At 71.4% G+C, this 16513-nt stretch carries 10 protein-coding genes and 1 pseudogene; 7 read left to right on the top strand and 4 right to left on the bottom strand.

Annotation, left to right across the window (positions count from 1 at the left end; genetic code table 11):
* Nucleotides 1-109 precede the first annotated feature (109 nt).
* Nucleotides 110-2467, top strand: a complete 2358-nt coding sequence (locus CLT74_RS15930; protein WP_099852105.1) for a transketolase-like TK C-terminal-containing protein — start codon at nt 110-112, stop codon at nt 2465-2467.
* A 115-nt stretch (nt 2468-2582) separates the two neighbouring features.
* On the opposite strand, the pseudogene CLT74_RS15925 reads toward CLT74_RS15930, so the two are convergent.
* Together CLT74_RS15925 and CLT74_RS15920 are read right to left on the bottom strand one after the other, a co-directional pair.
* Nucleotides 2583-4192: pseudogene (locus CLT74_RS15925) on the bottom strand (metallophosphoesterase family protein).
* Between the two features lie 66 nt (nt 4193-4258).
* On the bottom strand, nt 4259-5482 hold the full coding sequence (locus tag CLT74_RS15920; RefSeq protein WP_099847243.1) for a PQQ-dependent sugar dehydrogenase: 1224 nt from the start codon (nt 5480-5482) through the stop codon (nt 4259-4261).
* 38 nt (nt 5483-5520) lie between these two features.
* On the opposite strand from CLT74_RS15920, the gene CLT74_RS15915 reads away from it, so the two are divergent.
* The gene (locus CLT74_RS15915) at nt 5521-6447 is read left to right on the top strand and encodes a 2-hydroxyacid dehydrogenase (RefSeq protein ID WP_099847242.1); all 927 of its coding nucleotides are present in this window, start codon (nt 5521-5523) and stop codon (nt 6445-6447) included.
* Here the strand turns inward: CLT74_RS15915 and CLT74_RS15910 are convergent.
* Nucleotides 6441-6839, bottom strand: coding sequence for a PH domain-containing protein (locus CLT74_RS15910; RefSeq protein ID WP_099852102.1), 399 nt, complete (start codon nt 6837-6839; stop codon nt 6441-6443). The two genes, CLT74_RS15915 and CLT74_RS15910, sit on opposite strands and share 7 nt — an antisense overlap.
* A gap of 235 nt (nt 6840-7074) precedes the next feature.
* Here CLT74_RS15910 and CLT74_RS15905 point away from each other — a divergent pair, with 235 nt between their 5' ends.
* Entirely contained in the window at nt 7075-9348 is a 2274-nt protein-coding gene (locus CLT74_RS15905; RefSeq protein WP_099847241.1) for a bifunctional diguanylate cyclase/phosphodiesterase, read from the top strand.
* Here CLT74_RS15905 and CLT74_RS15900 read toward each other — a convergent pair.
* Nucleotides 9340-10395 (bottom strand): LacI family DNA-binding transcriptional regulator, encoded by a 1056-nt coding sequence (locus CLT74_RS15900; RefSeq protein ID WP_099847240.1) that lies wholly within the window; start codon nt 10393-10395, stop codon nt 9340-9342. The genes CLT74_RS15905 and CLT74_RS15900 overlap by 9 nt on opposite strands.
* A gap of 384 nt (nt 10396-10779) precedes the next feature.
* On the opposite strand from CLT74_RS15900, the gene CLT74_RS15895 reads away from it, so the two are divergent.
* The 4 genes from CLT74_RS15895 to CLT74_RS15880 all read left to right on the top strand — a co-directional run bounded on the left by CLT74_RS15895 (nt 10780) and on the right by CLT74_RS15880 (nt 16500).
* Complete coding sequence (locus tag CLT74_RS15895) at nt 10780-12057, top strand: ABC transporter substrate-binding protein (protein ID WP_099847239.1); 1278 nt, start codon at nt 10780-10782, stop codon at nt 12055-12057.
* 86 nt (nt 12058-12143) lie between these two features.
* The gene (locus CLT74_RS15890) at nt 12144-13136 is read left to right on the top strand and encodes a carbohydrate ABC transporter permease (protein ID WP_099847238.1); all 993 of its coding nucleotides are present in this window, start codon (nt 12144-12146) and stop codon (nt 13134-13136) included.
* Complete coding sequence (locus CLT74_RS15885; RefSeq protein ID WP_099847237.1) at nt 13133-14038, top strand: carbohydrate ABC transporter permease; 906 nt, start codon at nt 13133-13135, stop codon at nt 14036-14038. The genes CLT74_RS15890 and CLT74_RS15885 overlap by 4 nt, the downstream gene beginning before the upstream one ends.
* 53 nt (nt 14039-14091) lie before the next feature.
* Nucleotides 14092-16500, top strand: coding sequence for a glycosyl hydrolase 2 galactose-binding domain-containing protein (locus CLT74_RS15880; RefSeq protein WP_099852099.1), 2409 nt, complete (start codon nt 14092-14094; stop codon nt 16498-16500).
* Nucleotides 16501-16513 lie beyond the last annotated feature (13 nt).

Genomic DNA, 16513 nt, shown 5'->3' with positions numbered 1-16513 from the left:
ATGAGTTGGCGGCAGTTGTCGATCTTCAGACTGCCGTCAACCTCTTGATCAACGAGATGTACCACCCCTCGCGAGGGCGTCAATGGGGACGTCCTGGATGGAGTTCACCGTGGACCAGCACGATCTTGATGTTCTCGACGAGATTCAGCGGCGGGTGTTGTGGCTCGCGACGCGGATCGTGGACGCGGCCAACCATGACCGGGGTGCCGGCGACGGGGTGAAGGTCGGTGGGCACCAGGCGTCCAGCGCCTCGCTCGTCACCGCGATGACCGCACTGTGGTTCGCCCACCTGGACGCCGAGGACCGGGTCGCGGTCAAGCCGCACGCCTCCCCGGTCTTCCACGCCATCCAGTACCTGCTGGGCAACCTGGACCGGTCGTACCTGCCTCGGCTGCGGGCGCGGGGTGGCCTCCAGTCGTACCCGTCGCGCACGAAGGACCCGGACGAGGTGGACTTCTCCACCGGCTCGGTGGGGCTCGGCGCTGCAGCGCCGCTGTTCGCCGCGGTGACCCGGCGCTACGTCGACGCGCACTTCGGGGCGCGACCGCACTCCCGGTTCGTCGCCCTGATCGGGGACGCCGAGCTGGACGAGGGCAACATCTGGGAGGCCGTCGCCGACCCGGCCACCACCGGGCTCGGCAACGTGATGTGGGTGGTCGACTTCAACCGGCAGTCGCTGGACCGGGTCGTCCCCGGGGTGCGGATCGACCAGTGGCGCGGCCAGTTCGAGGCCGCCGGCTGGCACGTCGTCGAGGTCAAGTACGGCCGTCGGCTCGCCGAGGCGTACGACCGGCCGGGCGGGGCGGCGCTGCGCGACTGGATCGACGCGATGCCCAACGAGCAGTACCAGTCGCTGTTCGGGCTGACCGGCCCGGCGTTGCGCAAGCAGTTCCTGGACGGTGCCCCCGAGGGCATCGCGGCGTTGATCGCTGACGTCGCCGACGACGAACTCGGTCCGCTCGTCACCGATCTGGGCGGGCACGACCTGGCGGCGATGCTCGACGCGTACGCCCAGTGCGACGCGGTGACCGACCGGCCGAGCGTGGTGTTCGCGTACACCGTCAAGGGGTGGGGGTTGCCGATCGCCGGTAACCCGCGTAACCACTCCGCCCTGTTGACGGGCGAGCAGGTCGACGCGTTGCGCGCCGCGCAGGGGCTGACCCGGGACACCGAGTGGGACCGGCTCGACCCGGCTTCTGCGGCCGGGATCCGGGCCGGGCAGCGCCGGGAGGCACTGTCCCGCGCGCCCCGCGAGCGTGCGCTGGGGGTCACCGTGCCCCAGGCCACGAACGTACGCGCCAACAAGCCGATCTCCACCCAGGAGGTCTTCGGCCGGGTGCTTGTCGACCTGGCCCGCGATCCGCAGGTGGGCCGGTATCTCGTCACCACCGCGCCGGACGTGGCCACCTCGACAAACCTGGCCGGCTTCATCAACAAGACCGGTGTGTTCGCACCGACCGCCCAGCGCTCCTGGTCGGAGGACCGGATGCTGCGCTGGACGGAGAGCCCTGAGGGCCAGCACATCGAGCTGGGCATCTCCGAGATGAACCTGTTCCTGCTGCTCGGCCAGCTCGGCCTGGCGTGGGACCTGTCCGGGCAGCCGCTGCTGCCGGTCGGCACTGTCTACGACCCGTTCGTGCTGCGCGGGCTGGACGCCTTCCTCTACGGCACCTACTCCGGTGCCCGGTTCGTCGTCGCGGGTACCCCGTCCGGGATCACCCTCGCCCCGGAGGGCGGCGCGCACCAGTCGACGATCACCGCGAGCGTCGGTCTGGAACTGCCCGGGGTGACATTCGTCGAGCCCGCGTACGCGGCAAGCCTCGACTGGCTGCTCTGCGACGCGTTCGGGCACATCGCCGGCGCGGCCCGGCCGACGCCGACGGCGGTACCGGCCGAGGACGGGGCGTACTACTTCCGGCTCAGCACCCGGCCGGTCGACCAGGCGCCGTTCGAGGCGGCCCGGGCCCGGCTCGGTGACGCGGTGCTGCGCCGGCAGGTGCTGGCCGGTGCGTACCGGCTGGTCGACGCCCACCAGGCGTACCCGCACCTGGCCGACGCGCCGACCGTGCAACTGGCCGCCTCCGGGGCGGTGCTGCCCGAGGTGCTGTCCGCCGCGGCGGAACTTGCCGACGAGGGTGTCGCCGCCCACGTCGTCGACGTGACAAGCCTGGACCGCCTCTACCGGGCCTGGCAGCGCACCCTGCGTCAGGGCGTACGCACGGCGACCGTGCCGAGCGTGCCCGGGGCGCTGCGGTCCGCCTTCGCCGACCGGGTGCCGGTGGTGACCGTGCACGACGCCGCCTCGCACGCGATGGCCTGGCTCGGCTCGGCCGTGGCCGCGCCGGCGGTCCCGCTCGGCGTCGACGAGTTCGGCCAGTCCGGCACCGTTCACGACCTCTACGACCTGCACGACCTGCTCCCCGGCAGCATCGTCAACGCCGCCCTCGCCGCCCTCTCCCTCCGCTGACCACCCCACCCCCTTCACCCCGCCGCTCTCCCCGTCGATCATGAAGTTGTTGTCCTCGGCAAGCGCTCTCCCGGGCAACAACTTCATGATCGACGCTGGGGTCAGCGGGTGGGGGTCAGCGGGTGGGGGTGGGGGTGGGGGAGAGGGTTGGGGTGGGGGTGGGGGTGGGGTTCAGGGGGGTGGGGGTGGGGCGATGACTGTGCGTTCGAGGTTCACCTGGGTCTGGCCGGTGCCGCCCACTGTGATGTCGTCGTACGCCTGGAGTCGTCGCTCCTGGTCGAAGTAGAGGACGGTCATCGCCAGCGGGGTCGGCTCGTCGCTCTCCAGCCCGCGCAGCCCGGCGCCGCCCGTGGAGCCCTGCACCATGAGCGTGGTGGGTTGCTGGCCGGGCACCTCCGGCAGCGTGTTGACCTGCCGATCGTGGGTGTGCCCGGCGAGTACCAGCGGGCAGGTGCCGGAGAGCGGGCCGGCGGCGGCGGGGTCGTGCACCAGGGCGATGTCGACAGGCCGGGGTGAGCTGCGGACCGTTGCGGCGAGCTGCTCGCCCGTCGTGATCAACTCGTCGGCGGTGGGTTGACTCAGCCCACCGCTGGCCGGGGAGGTGCTCTTGTCCGGGGTGAAGCGGGGATCGCCGATCCCGGCGATGGTCAGTCCGGCGACGGTGGTGGTCTGGTTGTCCAGCACCACCGCGTTGGGCTGGCGGGCCACCGCGGCGGCGGTACGGCCCGAGTCGTGGTTTCCCCGGATGTAGACGTACGGCTTCTCCAGCAGGCTGATCGAGCCGACGTAGGACGCCTCCGGCTCGCTGCCCCAGTCGGTGATGTCGCCGGTGTCGATCACCACGTCGATGCCGAACTGCTCCGTCACGGTCCGGATGAGCTGCCAGGCGCTCGGGTTGAGGTGCAGATCGGAGATGTGCAGCACCCGGGTGGTGCCCGGCTCCGGCTCGTACACCGGCAGCGCCGACACCGTCGTGTACAGCTGCGTGACGTTACCGATGAGCCGCTGGAGCTGCTCGGCGTACCGGGTGTAGTCGTCGGCGATCTTGCGTACGTCGCCGACGATCGCCGGGGCGTTGACCAGCAGTCCCTCGTACCGGGGCTCCTCGATCGACTGGGGCCGGATGGTCGCCGCCGCGCTGCCCAGACTGCCGGCCGTGATCAGCAGCGCCAGGCCGCCGGCCCAGGCCGCCCGGCGGGTGTCCCGGAACACCAGCAGCGCCAGCACCAGCGTGGCCAGTACGGCGGAACCGACGGTACGCAGCCCGAGCCGCATCACCCCCTCCCGGACCTCGTCGGTCGCCGACTGGGTGGCCCGGTTGAGGCTCGCCGGGTCGTCGATCAGCGCCTCGACCCGGCTCTGGTCCAGCGCGCCCAACTCCACTGTCAGGTGGGTCGGCCCGTCGTGGCTCCTCAGCAGCAGCGAGCCCAGCGGTGGGATGTCGACGGTGGTGCCGCCGGTGGTCGCGGGTGACACGGAGAGCCGGGCGTGGAACGGCCCGATGTCGGTGCCCACGTTCCCACCCGCCACGACCCCGGCGAGCACACCGAGCAGCGCGACGGCCAGGACCGCCACGGCGACGACGAAACGGCGCAGCCCCCGGTGCCGCCCTCCGCCACCACGCGGTACGGCGGAGCGTCGCAGCTGTGGGAAGCGGCGGGGCCGACCAGTGGGCGTGTCCCCGTCCCGATCGCGGCGCGACTCGTCGTTCTGCTGACCGTCCATGCTGAGATTCTGACCTGCCCGCCGAAGGATCTTGGCAAACCTGGGATGACGCGTCGTGCGGTCGCCTCAGCTTCGCCCGGCGCCACCACCGGCGAAGACGAGACGCAGCAACCTGTCGTCCTCGGGCGCCGGCCGGCCCCGCCCGTCGTGGTTGGAGGTGCTGACCCAGAGCGATCCGTCCGGCGCGGCGGCGATCGCGCGCAGCCGCCCGTACCGCTCGGTCAGCAGGGCCTGCGGCTGACCGAGGACCGTGCCGGTCTCGGTCAGCTCGACCAGCCAGAGCCGCTGACCGCGCAGGCACGCGGTGGCGAGCATCCGCTCCGTCGCGGCCAGGCCCGAGCAGGACGCCTCGTCGGTCGACCACTGCGCGATCGGATCGACGTACCGCTCGTCGTCACCGCGCCCCTCGACCTCGGGCCAGCCGTAGTTCTTGCCCTTGGTGATCTGGTTGATCTCGTCCCAGGTGTTCTGGCCGAACTCGACGGCGTACATCCGCTCGCCGGCCCAGGCGATGCCCTGCACGTTGCGGTGACCCAGGGACCAGACCGGTGAGTCCGGGAAGGGATTTCCGGGGGCCGGCTTCCCCTCCGGGGTGATCCGCAGGATCTTGCCGCCGAGCTGCTTGACGTCCTGCGACTGATCGGTGTCCCCGGCGTCCCCGGTGCTGGCGTAGAGCTGCCCGTCGGGGCCGAACGCCAGGCCGCCGCCGTTGTGGATGCCCGCCTTGGGGATGCCGGTGAGGATCGGGGTCGGCTCCTCGCCGAGCCGCAGTCGGGCCACGCGGTTGTCCCGTTCGGCGGTGTAGTAGACGAAAACCGTCCGGTCCTGGGCGAACTCGGGTGAGACCGCGATGCCCAGCAGGCCACCCTCGCCCGAGGCGACCGCGTCGTCGATGGTCTGCACCTCGGTGACCCGTAGACCGTCGGCTGTCGACTCCGGCCCCACCTGGACGATCCGACCGCTGTCACGCTCGGTCACCAGGGCACCGCCGTCGGGCAGGAAGGCGATTCCCCACGGCACCCGCAGACCCTGGGCGAGCACGGTGGCGACGACCTCCTGGTCGCCGTTGTCCGCAGTGATCGTGGGGCTGGGCAGGTTGGGTGGCTCGCCGGCCGGGTCGGGTTCCGGATCTCCGAGGCTGCAACCACTGGCGACGAGCAGCAGCGTCGCGCAGGACGCCACGAGGGCGGCACGGACCTGACGGGCGCGGAGGTACGGGGGAGCGCTCACCCGCCCCAGAGTAGCCCGCCGGGGCCGGCCCCGTGGAAGGCGACGCGGGTCGACCCCCATCGGCTGGTCGGTCCGCCCCGACGCCTATCGTCGGCGAGGTGAAGGTATGGATCCCGCACGAGGCCGGCCACGCCCTGCTCGGCGAGCTGCCGCCGGAGGTCACCGTCGAGACGATGGCGGATCCGGCGAAGCTGCCCTCACCGACGGCAGGCGTCCGGTTCTGGGTGCCACCCTTCCTGTCCGGCGTGGACGCGGTGGGCCTGCTGCGCGAGCTGCCGGACCTGGCTGTGGTGCAGCTCCTCTCGGCCGGCGCGGACGCCTGGGTGGGACGGGTACCGGCCGGGGTCACGCTCTGCGACGCCCGTGGGGTGCACGATCCGTCCACCGCCGAGTGGGTGGTCGCCGCGATCCTCGCCCAGTTGCGGGCCTTCCCGGCGATGGCCCGGGCGCAGGCCCGGCGCCAGTGGGCGTACGACGAGGTGGCCCCCACCGACGAGCTGGCCGGCAAACGGGTGCTGATCGTCGGCGCGGGTTCGATCGGCACCGCGCTGCGGGACCGGCTGGCGCCGTTCGAGGTGGAGTTCGTGCTGGTGGCCCGGACCGCCCGGCCCGAGCAGGGCGTGCACGGCGTCGACGAGCTGCCGCGACTGTTGCCGCAGGCCGACGTCGTGGTGCTGCTGGTGCCGCTCACCGAACAGACCAGAGGGCTTGTCGACGAGACCTTCCTCGCCGCGATGCGGGACGGCGCGCTGCTGGTGAACGCCGCCCGAGGTCCGGTGGCCCGGACCGACGCCCTGGTCGCCGAGCTGGCCACCGGACGGATCTCCGCCGCGCTGGACGTGACCGAGCCCGAGCCGTTGCCCGCCGATCATCCGCTCTGGGAGCTGCCGAACGTGCTGATCACGCCGCATGTGGCCGGCTCGGTGCGGGGTCTGCTGCCCAGGGCGTACCGCCTCGTCGGTCAGCAGATCCGGCGGTTCGTGGCCGGCGAGCCGCCACGCAACGTGGTGGTGGACGGCTACTGATCCGATCCGGGTGCGTCGCGCTCCGGTACCGCGGCGTCGCGCCCGGACGCGGCCACCAGCCTCGGCAGATCCACGCCACGTACGGCCGGGAGCATGACCCACCTGCCGTCGTCGAGCTGGGCCACCGCCCGGCCGCGTGGGTCGGCCGCCAGCTCCACCACCTGGTCCCAGGGGATCCGGCGTTCTCCGGCGAGCGCCCGTACCCGTAACCCGTGCGCGTCGGCGTCGGTCCCGGCCCGCCAGGCCCAGACGGCCACCGCCAGCGGAACCGCGAGCACCGGTAGCAGGTAGGACCGGGAACTTGCCAACGGCAGGGCGCCGATGGTGGCGACGATCGCACCGGCCAGGATGGCCTGGTTGTGCCGGAATCGGGTGATGTCGGTGCGCGGCATGACCAGATGATCCCACCCGGGCCGGGCCGGGCGACGGGGGGCCGAGGTCGCGGGCGGCACCACCAGCCGGTGGGCTCGGCGGCACCCGCTCACCCGGACGCTCAGTCGCGGTGACCTGACTCACTGTCGACTGGCCGTCACTTCCCGCCCGGCGACTCGTTCATCGATGGTGGGCGGTGGACCATGTCCCATCGCCCGCGTACCGCCCCCGTGCCCCCTCACGAAGGCGAACGTCGTGCCCGTCGCGTCTGTGTTCCGTGCCGCCCCGTTCCGGGCCACCGCCCACCGTCCGATCCTGCCGGAGATCTGCGTACTCGCGGTCGCCGCCCTGCTTGTCGCCCTCGGCGCGGCCGGTCCGGTGCCCGCTCTCGCGGTGGTGGCGCTCGCCGGTGCGGCCGCCTCCACACTGGCCGGGGTACGGCTGTCCCGGCTGACCCTCGGCCCCGACTCGCCACAAGACGGCCCACCCGCCGGACGACTGGCCCGCCGTCGGGCGGCGCGTCCGCGTCGGGCTGCCGCTCTGCTGCACGCCGCGGTGGTGACCGCCGGCCTGACCGCGGCAGTGCTTCCGCTGGCCTCCACCGGATACCGACCGGCAGCCGTCGTGGCCGGGCTGGTCGGCGCCACGGCGCTGCTCGGTGGCGGTCTGGTCAGCCTCCCGCACCGGTCCCGCGCGTCGGTCCGGGCCCGGCTGCACCGCGTGATCGACCAGGCCGCGCCGGCCGCCTGCCTGGTGCTCACCGCCTGGCTGCTACTGCCGTACGCCGGGGTGACGGCTCCGGTGCGGCTGGCGGTGGCGGTGGTCCTGGGCCTGCTCGCCGTCGCCGCCCTGGCCGCGCTGACCGGGGCGGACCGCGACGGCGGTACCGCCCGCTGTCGCGGTGGAGCCGCCCTGACCCTGTTCGCCCTGGTGCTGCTGGCCGCGCTGCCGGCCGGCCCGGCCGCCGGGCGTGCGGCGCTGCTGGCCGTACCGCCACTCGTGGTCGGCGTGCTGCTGGTCGCCACCGGAGTCCGGCAGGGTGCCCAGGTCGCGCCCACTCGGCATAACTCTTTGCGCTGGCCGAGGGCGGTGCTTCCACCGGTCGCGGTGGTGTTCGCCGTCGTCCACCAGTTGCAGGCCGGCCTGCTACCCGACCGTACGGCGGTGCTGCTCGCGCTCGCCGTGGTCCCACCGCTGGTGATGCGCGAGCTGTTCGGCACCGCCTCGACGGGGCCGGACGCGCCGGCAGCCACCGACCCGACGCTGCGGCCCCCGGCGGCACCGACAGCCACCGACGCGGTTGGCCCGGCCGGTCGCGTCGCCCTGCTGCGGGCGTTGGCGGCCCGTCCCGAACCGGTCCGGGGCGCCCTGCTCGTGGTCGACCTGCACCTCACCGAGCTGCCCGGCCGGCTGGTACGCGACGACGTGGCCGCCGAGGCGGTCCGCCGAGCCCGAGCCGTGGCAGCGGACGAGGACGAGGTGTTCGACCTGGCCGGTAGCGGACTCGCGGTGGTCAGCGGGTCCGGGCCGGTGCTGGCGTACGCGTTGGGTGCCCGGCTGCTCACCGCGCTGAGTCGACCGTACGAGGTCTCGGGGGCGGTGCTGCGGTCGCGCCCCAGTGTCGGGCTGGCGGAGCTGGGGCGGGGCCGGCCGGAGGACCTGCTCCGTCAGGCGGACCTGGCCCGTCGGCGCGCGGCCCAGCTCGGTCGGGACCGGGTCGAGTGGTACGACGCCTACCTGGAGGAGCAGTTGGTCCGCCGGCTGGACCTGGAGCGGGAACTGCCCGGCGCGGTCGCCCGGGGCGAGTTGGATCTGGTCTACCAGCCGGTGCTCGGCCTGGCCGATCGGGCTCCGGTCGGTACGGAGGCGCTGCTGCGGTGGCGCAACCCGGTACTCGGCACCGTGTTTCCGGCGGAGTTGCTCCCGGTGGCCGAGGATCTCGACATCATGAGCGAGCTGGGGGTCTGGGTACTGGACCGTGCCTGCCGACAGTTGGCCGACTGGACGGTGGGTGGCCGACGGCTCTGGATGGCGGTGAACGTGACCACCCGCGAACTCACCTCACCGGATTTCGTGCCCCGGACGGCGGCGGTGCTTGAGGCGTACGGGGTGGGGCCGGACCAGTTGGTGATCGAGGTCGCCGAGCCGAAGGTGGCCGCCGAGCTGCCGACCGTGGTGGCCCGACTGGCCGGCCTGCGCTCGATGGGCATTCGCACCGCGCTTGACGACTTCCGGGCCGAGCACGCCTCTTTGGCCCAGCTCCGGCGGCTACCTATCGACCTGCTCAAGGTCGGGCCGGAGGTGGCCACGGCGAGCGGTGACCCGCACCGTCCCCTGCTGGACGTGGTGGTCACGGTGGCCGAGCGGCTGGGCCTGGAGGTGGTGGCCGAGGAACTGGAGTCGGCGCACCAGGTCGACGGGGCGCAGCGGGCCGGTTGCCGGTACGGGCAGGGTTTCGAGCTGGCCCGGCCGGCGACCGCCGAGCGGGTCGAGGCGTACTTCGAGGAGTTTCCGTCGACGTCACGCTGAGCAGCGTGGCTGCTTAACCGTTTCACCTGCTTGTGGTGGCGGCGGGCCGGTGCTGCCGCGTGGGGTCAGGTGGGGCGTCTCGTCCTCCAGCCCGACCGTCGGTGCCCCCTCGATCAGCTGGAGCAACTGGCGCGCCGCATGCCCCCCGTAGGCGGGAATGTCCCGACCCAGCGCGGTGAGCGGCGGGTGCACCAGCCGGCACAGCGGTGAATCGTCCCAGGCCACGATGGACAGGTCGGCGGGGACCGCAAGCCCCATCTCCTGCGCCACCGACAGCCCGGCGATCGCCATCACGTCGTTGTCGTAGATCATCGCGGTGGGGCGGATCCGGGAGCTGAGCAGCCGCCGGGTGGCCCGCGCGCCCTCTTCGCCCGTGTAGTCGGAGGAGGCGGTGACCGCATCGGTCAGACCGAGACGCCCGCACACCTCGGTGAACGCCTGGGTGCGGATCGCGGTGTGCTGCAACTCGGGCAGGCCGCCGACCCGGGCGATGCGCCGGTGACCCAGGGCGTAGAGGTACTCCACGGTCTCCACGAGTGCCGCCGCGTCGTTGGACCAGACACTTGGCAACCCGCCGGTACCTGTCGGACCGCCGATCACCACGGCCGGCAGGCCCAGTTCCTCAAGCACCGGCACCCGACCGTCGTCGGTTCGCAGGTCGCAGACGAGCACGCCGTCGACCCGCCGTTCGCCCCACCAGCGCCGGTAGACCGCGATCTCGGCGTTCTGATCGGCGACCACCTGGAGGGTCAGCGCGTACGACCGGGCGGACAGCTCCGCCTCGACGCCGCTGATCAGCTCCATGAAGAAGGGCTCGATGCCGAGGGTGCGGGCCGGTCGGGCGAGGATCAGGCCGATCGCGCGGGCGGTCGCGCCGGACAGGGCGCGGGCGGCGCTGCTCGGGCTGAACCCGATCTCGGCGGCGATGGCGAGGATGCGCTGCCGGGTCGCCTCGGAGACGCCCGGCTGACCGTTCAGCGCGTAGGAGACCGCGCCCTTGGAGACCCCCGCCCGCCGGGCGACGTCCGCGATCGTGGGCCGCTTCACCGGCGTACGTCCTCCTGAACCAGTTCGTCCTGCCGGCCGCGTCGGTGGCGCGGGCGGCGTTGGACACGCTACCCGTCCGCCCGCCGGTGCGGCGGTACGGGGATGCTCGCCACCTGCCTGGTGGCTGAGCTTGCTCGGTTCAGTCTACGGGAGCGGGTCGTCCGGATCTTCCCTGGTCGCGATCGGATGTGCGGATCGGTTGCGCGAAACCGCGCGGTGGCAGGCCATTTCACGTCCTCCCGTAGAGCTGAGGTTACGGAACTGGCTCGGCCTTGACCCGTCGTTGACACGGTGGGAGCCCGCCCGTACGGTGGCCTCACTTATCCGGTTCAGTCAACGTTCCTCGATCTCTGGAGCGTTTCCAATGGTCTCGGAGGATGGGTCATGAGACGGTCTACGCCTCGTTGGCTGCGGGTCGCAGCCGTAGGTCTGACGGTCGGTTCCCTGGTCGTCGCGTGCAGCGGGCGCAGCACCCAGGGCGGCGGCGACAGCGGTGGCACGGTGACGCTGACGATCAATTTCTGGGGCGACTTCGGCCTCACCGACCTGAAGGCGAAGTACGAGGCGGAGAACCAGAACGTCAAGATCGCCCTCAACTCCGGCGAGTACAACGCCCAGCACGAGGACCTGCAGAAGAAGCTGATCGCCGGCTCGGGCGCGCCCGACATCGCGGCCATCGACGAAGGCTTCATGGTCCAGTTCCGCAGCCAGGCCGACAGGTTCGTCAACCTGCTCGACTCCGGCGCCGGCAAATACGAGACGAACTACCTGCCGTGGAAGTGGAAGCAGTCCCTGTCGGCCGACGGTGCCACCCAGATCGGCCTCGGCACCGACGTCGGTGGTCTGGCCATGTGCTACCGCACCGATTTGTTCGAGGCCGCCGGCCTGCCCACCGAGCGGGACCAGGTCTCCGCGCTCTGGCCCACCTGGGACAGGTTCCTGGAGGTCGGCCAGCAGTACACCGCCAAGACCAACAAGAAGTTCGTCGACAACGCGACGAACCTGTTCAACCCGATTCTCGGTCAGCAGCCTGTCGGCTTCTACGACGAGAATGAGCAACTGCGGATGGAGGGCGGCCCGAAGGTCGCCTTCGACTACGCGGTCCGGGCCGCCGACGCCGGCCTGTCGGCAAACCTGACAAGCTTCCAGGCCGACTGGGACAAGGGCTTCACCAGCGGCTCCTTCGCTGTGCTGGCCTGTCCGGCGTGGATGCTCGGGCACATCCAGAACACCGCCCCCGGCACCAAGGGCAAGTGGGACATCGCGGCGGTGCCCGGTGGCGGCGGCAACTGGGGTGGCTCCTTCCTCACCATCCCCAAGCAGGGCAGGAACGTCGACGAGGCGTACAGGTTCGTGGAGTGGCTGATCCAGCCGGAGCAGCAGATCGAGGTCTTCAAGACGGTGGGCAACCTGCCGTCGCAGCCGGCGCTCTACGCCGACCCCGCGATCGCCGACTTCAAGAACGAGTTCTTCAACTCCGCGCCGGTCGGCCAGATCTTCCCCCGGATGGCGGAGGGCCTGACGCCGCAGTACCTGGGCAAGAAGAACGGCCCCACCCGGGTCGCCGTGGAGAACGTGATCAACAGGGTGCAGAACGGCACGCTCTCCTCGGACGCCGCCTGGGCCGAGGCGATCAAGGAAGCCGAGAAGGCCAGCAAATAACGCCATCGCGGGTGGCGCGGGTGCCTGGATGCCCGCGCCGCCCCGGCTCCGGCCTGAAGTCCCGTCGCCCCCGCACTGGAGTGCCCATGCCCACCACGCGCGCGGCCCCCGAACCGGCCATCCGCCGCCCCCGGCCCACCCCCGGCCGGTCGACGACCTGGCGCGATCGGCTGCACCGCTTCGACGTCCGGTACGTGCCGTACCTGATGATCGCGCCGTTCTTCCTGCTCTTCTTCGTCTTCGGGCTGTTCCCGATGGTCTTCAACGGCGTGGTGGCGCTACGCCACTGGCGCCTTGACGACCCGGAACTGACCGGCTGGGCGGGCTTCGACAACTTCAGCCGACTGTTCACCGACGGCGACTTCGGCAACGCCCTCTACAACACCTTCGGCATCTTCCTGCTCTCCACCGTCCCGCAGCTGCTGCTCGCGCTGGTCATCGCGTCGATGCTCAACCGTCGGCTACGGGCCCAGACCTGGTGGCGGGTCAGCGCCCTGCTGCCCTACATCACCCCGATCACCGCATCCACGCTTGTCTTCAACGTCTTCTTCTCCCGTGACCTCGGCATGGCGAACTGGGCACTGGGCCTGATCGGCATCGGCACCGAGAACCCGATCGACTGGCGGGCGGACAAACTGCACTCCTGGATCGCCATCGCAACCATGGTCAACTGGAAGTGGATCGGCTACAACGCCCTGCTCTACCTGGCCGCGATGCAGTCCATCCCGCGTGACGTGTACGAGGCGTCGGCGCTCGACGGCGCCGGCCCGTGGCGTCAGCTCTGGCGGATCACCGTGCCGATGATCCGGCCGGTGGTCATCTTCACAGTGGTGCTGTCCACGATCGGCGGGCTGCAACTGTTCACCGAACCGATGCTGTTCGACCTCAACGCACAGGCCGCCACCGGCGGTTCCGGCGGCGAGTGGCAGACCGTCGCACAGCTGATCTACAAGGTCGGCTGGAAGGACCTCAACCTCGGCTACGCCGCCGCGATGTCCTGGGCGCTGTTCCTCATCATCCTCGTGGTCGCGGCCCTGAACACGCTGTTGACCAACCGCATCTCGGGGGGACGCAAATGAGCGAACGACCTCGGCAGGCGCCGCCGGCACCTCGGGGCGGACGCGGGCGGGCGGTGCTGCTGGGCCGGGCGCCGCAGGACACCCCGGCCGGCCTCTGGACCTACCTGTTCCTGGCACTGAGCACGCTGTTCGCGGCGTTCCCGCTGTACTGGATGTTCGTCATCTCCACGAGCACCGACGAGGCGACCTCCCAACTGCCACCGGTGGTGCTCCCGGGTGACCAGTTCCTGGTCAACCTGGACGAGGTGTTCTCACTCCAGGACGTCTACTTCGCGGCCTCCCTGGTGAACAGCGTGATCGTGTCGACGGCGGTCACCGCGTCGGTGCTGTTCTTCTGCTCGTTGGCCGGCTTCGCCTTCGCCAAGCTGCGGTTCCGGGGCAGCAGAGCGCTGATGCTCTTCGTGATCCTCACCCTGACCGTGCCCAACCAGCTCGGCGTGGTCGCGCTCTACATCGTGATGGGCAGGCTGGGCTGGAACGGCACCCTGCTGGCCGTGATCGTGCCCGGTCTGGTCACCGCCTTCGGGGTGTTCTACATGCGGCAGTTCATCGTCAACACGGTGCCTGACGAACTCGTCGAGTCGGCCAGGGTGGACGGGGCCACCACCATGCGGGTCTACTGGAACATCGTGTTGCCGGCGGTGCGGCCGGCGCTTGCGGTGCTCGGCCTGCTGACCTTCGTGGCCACCTGGAACGACTTCCAGTGGCCCCTGATCACCCTGAACGGCACCGACTATCCCACCTCGATGGTGGCCATCTCCGACCTGGCCAGCGGCAACTACGTCATCTACCGGCGGGTGCTCGCCGGTGCGTTCGTGGCCACCATCCCACTGTTGATCATGCTTGTCATCGGCGGTCGGCAGATCGTCCGGGGAATCATGGAAGGCGCGGTGAAATCTTGAGCGACGCGCGGGGGACCGGTCCGATCCGGCTGGCGCTGCACGACGGGTGGACCATGCGGGCGGTGCCCGGCCAGCAGGTGCCACCCGAGGTCGACGGGGCGACGGTGCCGGCCACCCTGCCGGGCTGTGTGCACACCGACCTGCTGGCGGCCGGGCTGATCCCCGACCCGTACCTCGACGACAACGAGACCGCGCTGGCCTGGATCGGGCGCACCGACTGGGCGTACGAGACCACCTTCGACCGGCCGCCCGGCGACCACTCCCGCCTCGACCTGGTCTGCGCCGGCCTGGACACGGTCGCCACGATCACGCTCAACGGCGTCGAGGTCGGCCGCACCGAGAACATGCACCGGGGTCACCGCTTCGACGTCGGCTCGCTGCTCCGCGCCGAGGACAACAACCTGTCCGTACGCTTCGACTCCGCCTACCGGTACGCCGAGGCGCAGCGGGACCGGCTCGGTGACCGGCCCAACGCGTACCCGGAGCCGTTCCAGTTCATCCGCAAGATGGCCTGCAACTTCGGTTGGGACTGGGGACCGACGCTCGTCACCGCCGGCATCTGGCAGGAGATCGCCCTGCACGGCTGGTCGATCGCCCGACTGGCGGTGGTACGCCCACTTGTCACAGTGGACGGCGACACCGGCCGGGTGGAGGTGCACGTCGAGGTCGAACGGGCCGTCGACCGGCCGCTCACCGTACGGGCACAGGTGGCGGGCCAGCGCGCCGAGGCGACGGTCCCGCCGGGGCAACGCGCCACGGTGCTGGCGCTCACCGTCCACCGACCGGAACTCTGGTGGCCCCGGGGCCACGGCGCACCGCACCGCCACGAGCTGACGGTCACCCTGCACGATGCCGGCGGCGACCCGCTCGACGAGCGGCACCGCCGGATCGGCTTCCGGTCGGTACGCCTGGACACCACCCCCGACGAGCACGGCGCCCCGTTCGCGCTGTACGTCAACGAGGTGCCGGTCTTCGTCCGGGGCGTCAACTGGATCCCCGACGACGTCTTTCCCACCCGGGTCACCCGCCAGCGGCTGGCTCACCGCTTCGACCAGGCCGAGGCCGCAAACGTCAACCTGCTGCGTGTCTGGGGCGGCGGCCGGTACGAGTCGGAGGACTTCTACGACCTGGCCGACGAACGTGGTCTGCTGGTGCAGCAGGACTTCCTCTTCGCCTGCGCCGCGTACCCGGAGGAGGAGCCGTTCGCCACCGAGGTGGCCGCCGAGGCCGCCGAACAGGTGATCCGCCTCGCGCCGCACCCCTCGCTGGTGCTGTGGACCGGCAACAACGAGAACATCTGGGGCTGGCACGACTGGGACTGGCAGGCACCCCTGGCCGGGCGTAGCTGGGGGCGGGGCTACTACCTGGACCTGCTGCCCGGCATCCTCGCCGCGCTGGACCCGACCCGCCCGTACTGGCCGGGCAGCCCCTGGTCGGGCAGCGAGGAGGTCCACCCCAACCACCCGGCGTACGGCACCACGCACATCTGGGACGTGTGGAACACCGACGACTACGTCAGGTACCGGGAGTACCTGCCCCGGTTCGTCGCCGAGTTCGGCTATCAGGGACCACCCGCGTACGCGACGCTGCGCCGGGCGCTCTCCGACGACCCGCTCGCCCATGACTCACCCGGCATGGCGCACCACCAGAAGGCCGCCGACGGCGACCGGAAACTGCGCCGGGGACTTGACGCGCACCTGCCCGAGCCACGCGACTTCGACGACTGGCACTGGCTGACCCAGCTCAACCAGGCCCGGGCCATCGCCCTCGGGGTGGAACACTTCCGCTCCCACCGGGGCCGGTGCATGGGCACCATCCTCTGGCAGCTCAACGACTGCTGGCCGGTCACCTCCTGGGCCGCGATCGACGGCGACGGCCGCCGCAAACCCCTCTGGTACGCGCTGCGCCACGCCTACGCCGACCGGCTGCTCACCGTGCAGCCCCGCGACAGTGGGCTGGCCCTGGTCGCGGTCAACGACGGCGGACAGCCGTGGCGGGCGTCGGCCACCGCCGTCCGACTCACCCTGACCGGTGAGCCGAGGGCGAAGACCACGTTGGAACTGGACGTGCCCGCGTACTCGGCGGTGACCGTGGCGCTGCCGGACGAGCTGGCGCGGCCCGATGACGCCGCCGACGAACTGCTTGTCGCCGACACCGGCGACCCGACCGAACGGGCCTGGTGGTTCTTTGCCGAGGACCGCGACCTGCGCTGGCCGACGGCGGCCTTCGACGCGACAGTGGAACCGACCGACGACGGTCAACGGGTACGCGTCACCGCCCGCACCATCCTGCGCGACGTGACGCTGTACCCGGACCGCCTCGACCCGTCCGCCGAGGTCGACGCGGCGCTTGTCACCCTGCTCCCCGGCGAGTCGGCGACCTTCACCGTGCGGTCGGCCACGCCCCTCGATCCCACCGCCCTCACCACCCGGCCGGTGCTGCGCTGCGTCAACGACCTGTGACACCACCACCGAA

Source organism: Verrucosispora sp. CNZ293 (genome assembly GCF_002754655.1).
This window is presented reverse-complemented; position numbering and strand designations above follow the sequence as displayed.